We start from the raw sequence: 13,024 nt of genomic DNA on the forward strand, positions 1-13,024 counted from the left end.
CCATGAGCTTCAGGCCCCCGGCCGGGGGTCTGAAGGGTCAGCGGGTTGCTCGGGTCAGCAGGTCCACTGCCTTGCGGACGTTGCCGGACGCCAGCTCGTGGTCGGCCAGTGCCTGGAGGTCCGGGCGTTTTCCGGACTTCTGGGCCAGATCGCGGGCCACCGAGACCACGGCGTCGGCCACCTCGTACGGCTCGTCCTTCGAGCGGTCGAGCAGGCCGGCGGCGACCGCCAGTCCGTCCAGCACCCTGCGCTGGTCGCGGACCGAGCCGTCGGCGTGCCAGTTCCGGCCGGACAGGGTGGCAGAGAGCGTCAGCGCGGCCGCCCTGGACGCGACGTCTCCGCGCGCGAGCCGGTCGCGGGCGTCCTTGAGCCGGTCGCGGGCCCGGTCGGTACGCAGCCCCCACCCGTACGGGAACAGCGGATCGTACGACGCGTCACCCACGTTGATCGGCAGCTGGGAGACGCTCCTGAACCAGGTGAACGGCAGCCGCCCCGTGTAAGGGACCGCGCCGAACAGCGGGTCGGCGACCCCGTCGCCCTCGGTGCCGGGCAGCCACGACGCGACGACCGCCTCGACGCCGGACAGGTCGCCGAGCAGCAGCGGCCGGCCCGACACGACGAGGACGACGCACTTCATGGCCCCGCACACCTTGTCCACGGCGGCCCGGTCGGCGGCCGACAGGTCGAGCGTGCGGCCGGCGCGGCCGACGTCGCCCTGCCCCTCGGCGTACGGCGTCTCGCCCACGACGACCACGCCCACGTCGTGCCCGGCGAGGTCCGCGGAGGCGTCGCGGGAGTAGGTGACGGAGGCGGCACGCGAGCGGACGGCCTCAAGGATGGTCGTGCCGGGCGTGATGGGCCCTGAGGAGCCCTGCCAGGTGATGGTCCAGCCGCCGCTCTGGTTGCCGATGTCATCGGCGTTGGAGCCGGCCACGTACACCTTCGCGTTACGGCGCAGCGGCAGCAGCCCGCCGTCGTTCTTCAGCAGCACCTGCGACTTCGCGGCGGCCTCGCGGGCGACCGCGCGGTGCGCGGGCGAGCCGACGTCGCGCAGGTGAGAGCGGTCGGCGTAGGGGCGTTCGAACAGGCCGAGCCGGAACTTCTGGGTGAGGATCCTGGCGACGGCGTCGTCGATCCGCGACATGGGCACCCGCCCGGCCTCGGCCTCGGTCTTCAGCGTGCCGGTGAACTCGGGGTAGGCGTACGGCACCATGATCATGTCGAGCCCGGCGTTGACCGAGGTGCGCACGTCGGACGGATAGTCGCCGGGGATCTGGTCGATGGCCTGCCAGTCGCTGACCACGAACCCCTTGAACCCGAGCTCGCCCTTGAGCGTCCCGTTGATCAGCTCGTCGTGGGCGTGCATCTTCAGCGGCCCGTCACCGAAGTCCACGCTGGAGAACGACGGCATCACGGTGGCGACGCCGCGCTGCACCGCCTCCTTGAACGGTGCCAGGTGGATCGCGGCCAGCTCCTTGCGGGTCGTCGTGGTGACGCCCTGGTCGATGGTGTAGTCGCCGGTCGTGGACGAGCCGAACGCGGTGCCGCCGTCGCCGGCGTAGTGCTTGGCGGTGGCCAGCACGCCGTGGTCCTGCAGCCCGTCGACGACGGTGGCCATGCGGGTGACCAGCGCGGGGTCCTCGCCGAACGACTCGTACGCGCGGCCCCACCGGTCGTCGCGGGAGACGCACAGGCAGGGGGCGAAGTTCCAGGGGATGCCGGTGGCCTTGACCTCCTTGGCGGTGATCGCGGCGGCCTGCTCGGCCAGGCGCGGGTCGCGGGCGGCGCCGAGCCCGGCGTTGTGCGGGAAGATCGTCGCGCCGACCACGTTGTTGTGGCCGTGCACGGCGTCCACGCCGTAGATGAGCGGCACCTGCAGGCGGGTCTGCCGGGTCTGCAGCTGGAAGGCGTCGATCATGTCGGCCCACGCCTGCGGGGTGTTCTGCGGGGGCGTCGAGCCGCCGCCGGACAGCAGGGAGCCGAGCCGGTACGCCGCGATGTCGCTCTGCTTGGCGAGGGCGCCGCGCTCGGCCTGCGTCATCTGCCCGACCTTCTCCTCCAGCGTCATCCTGGCGAGCAGGTCGGCGACGCGCTGCTTGACCGGCTTGCGGGCGTCGAGGTAGGGCAGGCCGTGGGCGTTGATGACGACGACGGGCGGCTCGGCGGGCGGGCGGGCGCCCTCGCCTGACAGCTCGATCGGGATGGTCTCGGCCACCTCGTTCTGGTGGTCGCGCAGCGTCCTGACGGTGATCGTCTTGGCCGAGCCCGACGCGGTGCCGGCCGGGAACCTCAGCGTGCCCTGGACGGGGATGTAGTCGGCGCCGGGGGTGGCGGTGCCCGTACCGGTGCGGTAGTCCACGGCCAGGTCGGCGGGCAGAGGTGCGCTGTCGGCGGTGGTGACGGTGACGCGCAGTTCGGCGCTGCCCTTCTCGTCCACCGGCAGGACGGGCCGGTCGGCGCTCAGCCGGACCGGGCGCGGGGGAGCGGTGCCGTAGAGGCGCACCTCGTCCCAGGTGAACGTGCCCGTCCCGACGGGCAGGCGCATCGCGTAGCCCCAGATCTCCACGAGGTCCAGCTCGCCGTCGGTGGGGGCGCCGCCCGGCTGGTAGTCGGTACGCCGGGTGAAGTCGGCGAACGGCACCCGCACCTCGCGCCAGCCGGCGACGTCGTCGGTGAAGGAGGACTCGAACAGCTCGGCGGTGCCGGGACCGCCGCCGCCGTCCTTGAGCTCGAAGAAGACCCGCTGTCCCGAGCCGGTGCCCTTGACGTGGAAGGAGAAGCCCTCGTACGCCGACCAGTCCGCGGTGGCGGGCAGGTCGTGGGACCAGCCGCCCCACTGGCTGATGGTGAAGGCGGAGGTGAGCACCCGGTTCGTCGCGGGCGCGTCGGGACGGTCGGCGCCGGGCTCGACGGTCAGGGCCGGGGTCGAGGCGGTGTCGTTGCCCCAGGCGTACACGCCGGCGGGCACGCCGTCCGACTCGAAGTCGGTGACGGTCAGCGGCTCGGCGGCCTGCGCGGGGGCGGGGGCGACGACGAGCGAGGCGGCGAGGACGAGGGCCGCCCATAACGGGGGTTTGAGTCGGGACACGTTTCCTCCAGATCCGGACGAAGAGAGAGCGCTCTCTCAGAGGATCGGTGGCAGGACGTGTTTCATAACAGAATCGCGGTGACCGAAGTGAGACAGGCGCGGGGGACGCGGGAGCGCCCCCCGTTCGCCCGCTACTCGTCCTCGGCGGGCGCCTGGCCCCCGCTGCCGCTCGGCAGGGCGTCGGGCGTGGAGGCGAGCGCGCCGCCGACGGCGCCGATCGTGTTGGTCAGGCGTACGCCGGAGCCGTCGCGGCGGCCCAGCTCCTCGGGCAGCGGCACCGGCTTGCCCACCGCAGAGACCGCCTTGGCCGGCGCCGGGCCCGCCCAGGCCAGCAGGAGTTCGTCCTCGCCCTTGAGGAAGCGCTGGGCGCGTACGCCGCCGGTGGCCCGGCCCTTGGCGGGGAACTCGGCGTAGTCGGACATCTTGCCGCCGCCCACCTGGGTGCCTGGCAGCGCCGTGGAGGAGCCCGCGATGGTGACCACCCGGGCGGGGACCTGCGGATCGACCACGCCGAACCAGATCACCCTGGCGCCGTCGTCGAGCCTGATGCCGGCCATGCCGCCCGCGGGCCGGCCCTGCGGGCGTACGAGCGAGGCGGGGTAGCGCAGCAACTGGGCGTCGGAGGAGATGAACACCAGGTCGTGGGACTCCGACACCAGCTCGACCGCGCCCACCACGCGGTCGCCGTCCTTCAGCGTGATCACTTCGAAGTCGTCGCGGTTGGCGGGATAGTCGGGCACCACCCGTTTCACCACGCCCTGAGCGGTGCCGAGCGCCAGGCCCGGGCCCTCGGGATCGAGTGAGCCGAGGCCGACCACCTTCTCGTCGGGCTCCAGCGAGACGTATTCGGACACCGGGTGCCCGCCCGACAGCGACGGCGGGTTGGCCGTGGACGGCAGCGTGGGCAGGTCGACGACCTGGACCCGGATCAGCCGGCCCAGCGAGGTGACGACGCCGACCTCGCCGCGTACGGACGTGCGTACGACGCTGACCAGCACGTCGTGGGCCGCCCGTTCGCCCTCGCCGGGCAGCGGCGAGGCGTCGGAGGTGCGGGCCAGCAGGCCGGTCGAGGACAGCAGCGCGAGACACGGGTCGTCGGCCACCTGCAGCTCCACCACAGGGGTGCGGGTGACGCCCGGCGACTCCAGCAGGACCGTGCGGCGCGGCGTGCCGTATTTCTTGGCGACGTCGGCCAGCTCGCCCGAGACCACCTGGCGCAGCTTGGTGTCGGAGGAGAGGATCTCGGTCAGCTTCGCGATCTCGTCGGTCAGCGTCTCCTTCTCCCGGTCGAGCTCCAGCTTGTCGTAGCGGGTCAGGCGGCGCAGCGGCGTGTCGAGGATGTAGGCGGCCTGGGTGTCGGTCAGGTCGAAGACCTCCATCAGGCGGGTGCGCGCCTGGGCGGAGTCGTCGCTGGACCGGATGACCTGGATGACCTCGTCGATGTTGAGCAGCGCGATGATGAGGCCGTCGACCAGGTGCAGGCGCTCCTCGCGCTTGCGGCGGCGGAACTCCGAGCGGCGGCGCACGACCTCGAGCCGGTGGTCGACGTAGACCTGCAGCAGCTCGCGCAGCCCGAGCGTGCGGGGCTCGTCGTCGACCAGCGCGACGTTGTTGATGCCGAACGTCTCCTCCATCGGCGTGAGCCGGTAGAGCTCCTCGAGGACCGCCTCGGGGATGAAGCCGTTCTTGATCTCGATGACCAGCCGCAGGCCCTTGTGGCGGTCGGTGAGGTCTTTGAGGTCGGCGATGCCCTGCAGCTTCTTGCTGGTCACGAGCTCTTTGATCTTGGCGACCACGCGCTCGGGACCCACGTTGTACGGCAGCTCGGTGACGACGATGCCCTTGCGCCGCGGCGTGATCTGCTCGATCGTGCACTTGGCCCGCATGCGGAACGTGCCGCGCCCGGTCTCGTAGGCGTCGCGCACGCCCTGCAGCCCGATGATCTGCCCGCCCGTCGGCAGGTCGGGCCCCGGCACGAACCTCATCAGCTCGTCGAGCGTCGCGTCGGGCTTCTTGATCAGGTGGCGGGCGGCGGCCACGACCTCGACGAGGTTGTGCGGCGCCATGTTGGTGGCCATGCCGACCGCGATGCCACTCGTGCCGTTGACCAGCAGGTTGGGGAAGGCCGACGGCATGACGACCGGCTCGGTCTCCTGGCCGTCGTAGTTGGGCTTGAAGTCGACGGTGTCCTCGTCGATCGACTCGACCATGAGCATCGCCGCCGGGGCCAGCCTGGCCTCGGTGTAACGCATGGCGGCGGGCATGTCGTCGGGGGAGCCGAAGTTGCCGTGGCCGTCGACGAGCGGCAGGCGCATGGAGAACGGCTGCGCCAGGCGGACGAGGGCGTCGTAGATCGCGCCGTCGCCGTGGGGGTGCAGCTTGCCCATGACGTCGCCGACGACGCGGGAGGACTTGACGTGGCCGCGGTCGGGCCGCAGGCCCATCTCGCTCATCGAGTAGAGGATGCGCCGCTGGACCGGCTTGAGCCCGTCGCGTGCGTCGGGCAGCGCGCGCTGGTAGATCACCGAGTAGGCGTACTCGAGATAGCTCCTGCGCATTTCGGAGGAGACGTCGATGTCGACGATCCGCTCCTCGAAGTCCTCGGGCGGGGGTGCTGTCGTGCGTCGGGCCATCGTATGCTGCGCGGCTGCCTCGGCCGTCGCGCCGAGGGGAAGCGCATCCTCCTTCTGTTCTTGTGCTCTAACGGTAGCCGTCAGCCCGCTGGAGAAGCGTCAGATCGGCGTGCGAGACGGCGATGCGACCCTCCCGAGCCGGCGCGGCCACGCGACCGGAAGGGGTGGGGACGTCTTCGCCTATGGCAGATGATCGCACGAGCCAGGTCTTCTGTGGCGTATCCATGGTGTCGCTCACGCTTCCGGTGCCCTGGGAGGGATCCTGCCGAGGCTCAGATCCTACTCGATCCGTACGAGTTATCGCTGACATGTTCGAGCGAGACGCATGGCTTGACCAAGCAATTGCTTGGGTCGTACGTTCGATCCGAGGGATCCGCATCTGTCTCCGGAGGGCGTCATGATCGAGTTCCATCCCGTGACCAAGCACATCGGCGCCGAGGTCACCGGGGTCGATCTGCGCAAGCCCCTGTCACAGGAAGAGGCCGCGGCCCTGCGGGCGGGCTGGCTCAAGCACCTCGTGCTGTTCTTCCGCGACCAGCCCATCGACGACGAGCAGCACCTGCAGTTCGCCCTGAACTTCGGCACGCTCAACCACCCCGCCTTCAAGAAGGACGCCACCAGCCCCATCCACGTCCTCGACCAGACCTCGCCCAAGGGGGAGGGCGGCGACGAGTGGCACAGCGACAACACCTTCGAGCCGACGCCGCCCATGGGCTCGCTGCTGCGCTGCGTGCAGCTGCCCAGCGTGGGCGGCGACACGTGCTGGGCGAACACGTACCTGGCCTACGAGACGCTCTCGCCCTCCATCCAGCGGCTGTGCGACGAGCTGACCGCCGTGCACGACATCACGATGTCCATGAAGAAGGCCATCGCCAAGGGGCATCCGTTCGACCTGGCCGAGATCCAGGCCAAGTGGCCGCCCGTGGAGCGCCCGGTCGTCCGCGTGCACGCCGAGACCGGCCGGAAGGCGCTGTTCGTCAACCGCGCGTCCACCACCCGCCTCGCCGGGCTGACCGACAGGGAGAACGAGGCGCTGCTGCCGCTCCTCATCGACCACATCCGCTCGCCCGAGTTCCAGGTCAGGCTGCGCTGGCGGCCCGGCACGCTGGCCTTCTGGGACAACCGGCCCACCCAGCACTACGCCGTCGCCGACTACACCGAGCGCCGCCGCATGCACCGGGTCACCATCAACGCCTTCCCCGAGCACGCCGACCCGGCCTGAGTCGCGGTAGCGGCGAATTTCGTCGCCCGGAGCTGGTAACAAGGAAGGCATGATTGATGCCCCCGATGCCGCGATGCTGCGGGAAGAGGCCGAAGAGCGGCTGCAGGCGCTGGCCGGCGAGCACGCCAGGCTCCGCGACGACCAGTGGTCCGCCATCCAGGCCCTGGTGCTCGACCGCCGCAGGGTGCTCGTCGTGCAGCGCACCGGCTGGGGCAAGTCGGCCGTCTACTTCGTGGCCACCGCGCTGCTGCGCGAGATGGGCGAAGGCCCCACGGTCATCGTCTCGCCGCTGCTCGCCCTCATGCGCAACCAGATCGCCGCCGCCGAGCGCGCGGGCATCAGAGCCGTCACGATCAACTCCGCCAACCCCGAGGCGTGGGAGGAGATCTACGGCCAGGTCGCCGAGGGCATGGTCGACGTGCTGCTGGTCAGCCCAGAGCGGCTCAACAACCCCGACTTCCGCGACAACGTCCTGCCCGAGCTGGCCGAGAGCGCCGGGCTGGTCGTGGTCGACGAGGCCCACTGCATCTCCGACTGGGGTCACGACTTCCGGCCCGACTACCGCCGGCTGTCCACGCTGTTCGCGCAGCTGCCGCCCGGCATCCCGGTCCTGGCCACCACCGCCACGGCCAACGCCCGCGTCACCCGCGACGTCGCCGAGCAGCTGAGCCTGCCGCCCGAGCTGCGTCCCGAGGGAGACGACACGCTCGTCCTGCGCGGCCCGCTCGAACGCGACAGCCTCCACCTCGGCGTCGTCCGCCTGCCCACCGCCGAGCAGCGCCTCGCCTGGCTCGCCCAGACGCTGCGCGAGCTGCCCGGCTCCGGCATCGTCTACACCCTCACCGTGGCCGCCGCCCACGAGATCGCCGGCTACCTGCGCGAGCAGGGCCTCGAAGTGGCCGCCTACTCCGGGCAGACCGAGCCGGCCGAGCGGCTGGCCGCCGAGGAGGCGCTGCTCGGCAACAAGATCAAGGCGCTCATCGCCACCAGCGCGCTCGGCATGGGCTTCGACAAGCCCGACCTGGGCTTCGTGATCCACGTCGGGGCGCCCCAGTCGCCGGTCGCCTACTACCAGCAGGTCGGCAGGGCCGGGCGCGGGGTCGAGCGGGCCGAGGTCATCCTCCTGCCCGGCGTCGAAGACCGCGACATCTGGGCCTACTTCGCCTCGCTGGCCTTCCCGCCCGAGCCCGTCGTGCGCACCACGCTCCAGACGCTGGAGGAGCGCGGCGTCATGTCCACCCCGGCGCTGGAGACCGCGGTCGACCTGAGCCGCGGCCGGCTGGAGATGATGCTCAAGGTGCTCGACGTCGAAGGCGCCGTACGCCGGGTCAAGGGCGGCTGGACGGCCACCGGCGAGCCCTGGGCATACGACACCGAGCGCTACGCCCGCATCGCCGCCGAGCGCCGCGCCGAGCAGGAGGCCATGCTGGCCTACCTCACCACCACCGAGTGCCGCGAGCAGTTCCTGCGCCGCCACCTCGACGACGACACCGCCACGCCCTGCGGCCGCTGCGACAACTGCACCGGCAGGCACCGCTCGCCCGAGATCGCCGCGCAGGCCGTCGAGACCGCCCGCGAGCGCCTGAGCAGGCCAGGCGTCGAGATCGACGCCCGCAGGCAGTGGCCCACCGGCCTGTCCGACCTGTCCGGGCGCATCAAGCCCGAGCTGGGCGCCGAGCCGGGCAGGGCGCTCGGGCGGCTGACCGACATCGGCTGGGGCAACCGGCTGCGCGAGCTGTTCGCCGGCGACGACGGGCCGATGCCCGACGACATGTTCGCCGCCGTGATCAAGGTGCTGTCGGCGTGGGAGTGGCGGGAGCGGCCCGTCGCGGTGGTCAACGTGCCGTCGGCGAGCCGGCCCAAGCTGGTGCGCGGGTTCGCCGAGCGGCTGGTGCAGGTGGGGCGGCTGCACTATCTGGGGGAGCTGGGCTACCGCGCGGGCTCACCGGGCAAGCAGTTCAACAGCGCCAAGCGGGTGCAGGCCGTCAGGGGCACCCTCGCGATGCCGAAGGACCTCGGTGCCGCGATCGCGCAGTGCGGCGGGCCGGTGCTGCTGATCGACGATCGCGTCGACACCGGCTGGACGATGACGCTGGCGGCGGCGCAGGTGCGCCACGCGGGCGCGCCGGCCGTGCTGCCGCTGGCGCTCGCCGTGACCAGCTGAGAAAGTACCGCGGGCGTCGTGACCGGCTGAGGGAGTGCGGCGGCCGCGGCGTCGTGACCGGCTGAGAGAGTGCGGCGGCCGCGGGCGCCGTGACCGGCTGAGGAGGTCTGAGTCTAGAACGGCGGGCGGGCGCCGAGGTGCATGATCGCCTTCGACGCCAGCCGGCAGCCGGAGGTCAGCGCCTCGGCCGGGGGCTTGCCCTCCAGCCATGGCGGCAGGAACCCGGCACAGAACGCGTCACCGGCCCCCGTGCCATCGACGATCTTGTCGACCGGCTCGGCGGCCACCCGCACGGGGTCGGGGCGCCCGTTGCTGAACCACAGCGCGCCCTCGGCGCCCATCTTGATCACGACCTGCGGGAACCACGCCGTGAGCACCTTGGCCGCGGCCTCGGCGTCGTCGCGGCCGGTCAGCACCTTGGCCTGGTCGATGTTGGCGAACAGCAGCTTCGCGCCGTTGGTCCACTCGAGGAACGGCTCGGCGCCCGTACGCTCGAGAGGCGCCGACGACGCGCAGTCGACGGAGATCGACATGCCGGTGTGCCTGGCCATGTCGAGCGCCGCGAGCCCGGCGTCGCGCGAGCCCTCGTTGATCAGCGTGTAACCCGACAGATGCAGGTGGGAGCCCTGGACGAAGAGGTCGCGCGGGAGGTCCTCCGGGGACAGCGCGGCGTTGGCGCCGGGGTCGGAGAGCATCGTGCGCTCACCCTTGTGCGTGACCAGCACCACGCACGTGCCGGTGGGCCGCTCGGGGTCCATGACGAGCCGGGCGTCGACGCCGTAGCCCATCAGCTCCATGTCGCGGTTACGCCCCGTGATGTCGGCGCCCCTGCGGCCGATGAAGGCCACCTCGCCGCCCTCGACGGCCAGCCAGGACGAGATGTTCGCACCCGAGCCGCCGCCGTGCATCGTCACGATCGCCGGGGTGTCGCTCGCCCTGGCGAGCGCATAACGGGCGCGCGCCACCGCGTCGGTCATGAGATCGCCCACCACGACGACCCGCGTCATGATGTCACCACCTTGCTGCCTTCAGATCGAGCCTGGCCACGGCAAAACGCCACCGCAAAACTAACAGCTTCCGAGCTGCTCGTGGGGCGTACCCCTGACACCGGGCAGGAGTCGATGCACAAGCGTTGCCCAACAGGGCCCCAGCGTCTTGGCATGTGGGATGCGGGTTTACGCTCAATTGTGTGGAGGCACAATATCCGGCCCATTGGGAGGCCGATGTCGTCCTTGCCGACGGCGGCACCGCGCACGTGCGCCCCATCAGGCCCGCCGACGCCGACCGTCTCCGTTCGTTCTACTCCCGTCTGTCCGACGAGTCGATCTATTTTCGGTTCTTCGGGCCGCGCCCCCGGCTGTCCGACCGTGAGGTCGAACGCTTCACCAACGTCGACTACGTCAACCGCGTCGCGCTGATCGCCACCATCGGCACCGAGATGGTGGCCGTCATCCGCTACGACCGCACGGGCCCTGGCGAGGCCGAGGTCGCCTTCCTCGTCGAGGACGCCCACCAGGGCAGGGGCGTGGCCTCCGTACTGCTCGAACACCTGGCGGCCACCGCGCGCGAGCGCGGCATCGAACGCTTCATCGCCGACGTGCTGCCCGCCAACATGCGCATGACCGGGCTGCTGCGCCAGGCCGGCTACACCGCGCAGAGCCAGTTCGAGGACGGCGTCGTCCGCATGACGCTCGACCTCACCCCCACCGACACCTCCGCCGAGGTGACCGCCGCCCGCGAGCACCGCGCCGAGTCCCGCTCGATCGCCCGGCTGCTCACCCCCGGATCCGTCGCGGTGATCGGCGCATCGCGCGAGCCGGGCGGCGTCGGCCAGACCGTGCTGCGCAACCTGCTGGCCGCCGACTTCACCGGCCCCGTCTACCCCGTGCACCGCGAGGTGCGGGCGGTGGCGGGCGTGCGGGCCTACCCGAGCGTCACGGCCATCGACGGCGAGGTCGACCTCGCCGTGGTCGCCGTGCCCGCCGAAGGCGTCCTCGACGTGGTCAAGGAGTGCGCGGAGAAGGGCGTGCACGGCCTGGTCGTGGTGTCGTCGGGGTTCGGCGAGACCGGCGCCGAGGGCCGGGCCAGGCAGGACGAGCTGGCCCGCATCGCCCGCTCCTACGGCCTGCGCGTCGTCGGCCCCAACTGCCTCGGCATCGCCAACACCGACCCCGCCGTCAAGCTCAACGCCACCCTCGCCGCCACCGTGCCGGGCCGCGGCAACGTGGGCTTCTTCAGCCAGTCGGGCGCGCTCGGCACCGCGCTGCTCCAGCGGGTCGCCCAGCGCGGCATGGGCATCTCGACGTTCGTCTCGGCCGGCAACCGCGCCGACGTCTCGGGCAACGACCTCCTGCAATATTGGGAGGAGGACGACTCCACCGAGGTCATCCTGCTCTACCTCGAGTCGCTCGGTAATCCGCGCAAGTTCACCCGGCTGGCCAGGCGCATCTCCCGCCGCAAGCCCGTCGTGGTGGTCAAGAGCGGCGGCACCCCGTCCGGCCACTCGGCCGCCGAGCTGGGGCTGCCCGACTCGGCGATCAGCTCGCTGTTCGAGCAGGCGGGGCTGATCAGGGTCGACGACCTCATCCAGCTCTTCGACGTGGGGCAGCTGCTGGCCTACCAGCCGCTGCCCGGCGGGCCGCGCACCGCGCTCGTCACCAACTCCGACGCGCTCGGCCTGCTCGCCGCCGACGCCTGCCTGGCCGCCGGCCTCGAACCCCGCAAGCCGGTCAACCTCGGCCCCGCCGCCGGGCCCGCCGAGTACGGCGCCGCGCTCGCGGGCGAGCTGGCCTCCCCCGAGGTGGACGCCGCCGTCGTCATCTACATGCCGCCGATCCCGGGCGAGACCGACGAGGTGGCCGCCGAGCTGCTGCGCGCCTCCCAGGACTCCGGCAAGCCGGTGCTCGCCACGTTCATGGGGCATCTCGGCATGCATCCCGCGCTGCGCGTCCCCGGTGACGGGCCCGCGCGGGGGTCCATCCCGTCGTACGCCGCCCCCGAGGAGGCCGTGCGCGCACTCGCCCACGTCGTCCGCTACGCCCGCTGGCGCGCCCAGCCGGTGCCGCCGCCGCCCGAGCTGAGCGGCATCGACACCCACCGGGCCCAGACGCTGGCCCGCGAGACGCTGGCGGGCACCGCGCCCGACATCCCCCCCGGCGGGTTCGCCCAGCAGGGGCCGCCCGTCGAGGTCGACGCGGCCGAGCTGCTGTCCTGCTACGGGCTGACCGTGTGGCCCGCCGAGACCGTCCGCTCGCCGGACGAGGCCGTGGCCGCCGCCGAGCGGCTGGGCTGGCCGGTGGTGGTCAAGGTGGCCGATCCGGCGGCCTCGCGCCGGGCCGGCACCGTACGCCTCGGGCTGACCGGCCCCGACATGGTCCGCCACGCCTACGCCGAGTTGCTGGGCGAGCATACGGAGCTGGCCGTGCAGCGGATGGCGCCGCAGCCCGCGGTGCCGACCGTCGTCGGGGTGGTCGAGGATCCCGCGTTCGGGCCCGTGGTGTCGTTCGGGCTGGGCGAGGTGACCGCGCGGCTCCTGCTCGACCAGAGCTTCCTCCTCGCGCCGCTCACCCCGGAGGACGCCTCCGACCTGATCAGGTCCGTACGCGCGGCGCCCCTGCTCTTCGGCCAGTACGGCTACCCGCCGGTCGCGGTCGACGCCCTGGAGGACCTGCTCGTACGCGTCGGCCGCCTGGCTCACGATCTGCCCGAGGTGGCCAGGCTCGACCTCGACCAGGTGCTCGTGGGGGAGTCGGCGGTGATGATCCTCGGGGCCCGCGCCACCCTGCGCACCCCGGCGGGCCCGCGGCTCGACGGGGGGCCGCGACGGCTGTCCTGACCGGCCCGCCCGGCGTCTCGGGGGCCCTCGGTCAGCCTTGAGCGAAGGGAGGGGACCGAGTGCCCCCTGATGACCCGGCATA

At 72.0% G+C, this 13,024-nt stretch carries 6 protein-coding genes; 3 read left to right on the forward strand and 3 right to left on the reverse strand.

Annotation, left to right across the window (positions count from 1 at the left end; genetic code table 11):
* Positions 1 to 37 precede the first annotated feature (37 nt).
* Together AB0K18_RS27825 and AB0K18_RS27830 are read right to left on the reverse strand one after the other, a co-directional pair.
* Positions 38 to 3,088, reverse strand: coding sequence for a glycoside hydrolase family 3 N-terminal domain-containing protein (locus AB0K18_RS27825; protein ID WP_364919636.1), 3,051 nt, complete (start codon positions 3,086 to 3,088; stop codon positions 38 to 40).
* Between the two features lie 131 nt (positions 3,089 to 3,219).
* The gene (locus AB0K18_RS27830; protein ID WP_364919637.1) at positions 3,220 to 5,721 is read right to left on the reverse strand and encodes a DNA topoisomerase IV subunit A; all 2,502 of its coding nucleotides are present in this window, start codon (positions 5,719 to 5,721) and stop codon (positions 3,220 to 3,222) included.
* Between the two features lie 397 nt (positions 5,722 to 6,118).
* On the opposite strand from AB0K18_RS27830, the gene AB0K18_RS27835 reads away from it, so the two are divergent.
* Positions 6,119 to 6,943 (forward strand): TauD/TfdA family dioxygenase, encoded by an 825-nt coding sequence (locus AB0K18_RS27835; RefSeq protein ID WP_364919641.1) that lies wholly within the window; start codon positions 6,119 to 6,121, stop codon positions 6,941 to 6,943.
* Between the two features lie 49 nt (positions 6,944 to 6,992).
* A complete protein-coding gene (locus AB0K18_RS27840; RefSeq protein ID WP_364919643.1) occupies positions 6,993 to 9,107 on the forward strand; it encodes a RecQ family ATP-dependent DNA helicase in 2,115 nt (704 codons plus the stop codon).
* Between the two features lie 113 nt (positions 9,108 to 9,220).
* Here AB0K18_RS27840 and AB0K18_RS27845 read toward each other — a convergent pair whose 3' ends face one another.
* A complete protein-coding gene (locus tag AB0K18_RS27845; RefSeq protein ID WP_364919646.1) occupies positions 9,221 to 10,114 on the reverse strand; it encodes a sugar kinase in 894 nt (297 codons plus the stop codon).
* Between the two features lie 182 nt (positions 10,115 to 10,296).
* Between AB0K18_RS27845 and AB0K18_RS27850 the strand changes: the two genes are divergently transcribed.
* Positions 10,297 to 12,942, forward strand: coding sequence for a GNAT family N-acetyltransferase (locus tag AB0K18_RS27850; protein WP_364919649.1), 2,646 nt, complete (start codon positions 10,297 to 10,299; stop codon positions 12,940 to 12,942).
* Positions 12,943 to 13,024: the final 82 nt, after the last annotated feature.

The organism is Nonomuraea sp. NPDC049421 (assembly GCF_040677005.1).
Classification (GTDB): Bacteria; Actinomycetota; Actinomycetes; order Streptosporangiales; family Streptosporangiaceae; genus Nonomuraea; species Nonomuraea salmonea.

What these genes read in the sequence shown, in the direction of transcription:
- AB0K18_RS27840 (WP_364919643.1), top strand. Translation starts at nt 6,993, where the DNA reads ATGATTGATGCCCCCGATGCCGCGATGCTGCGGGAAGAGGCCGAAGAG.
- AB0K18_RS27830 (WP_364919637.1), bottom strand. Translation starts at nt 5,721, where the DNA reads ATGGCCCGACGCACGACAGCACCCCCGCCCGAGGACTTCGAGGAGCGG.
- AB0K18_RS27845 (WP_364919646.1), bottom strand. Translation starts at nt 10,114, where the DNA reads ATGACGCGGGTCGTCGTGGTGGGCGATCTCATGACCGACGCGGTGGCG.
- AB0K18_RS27835 (WP_364919641.1), top strand. Translation starts at nt 6,119, where the DNA reads ATGATCGAGTTCCATCCCGTGACCAAGCACATCGGCGCCGAGGTCACC.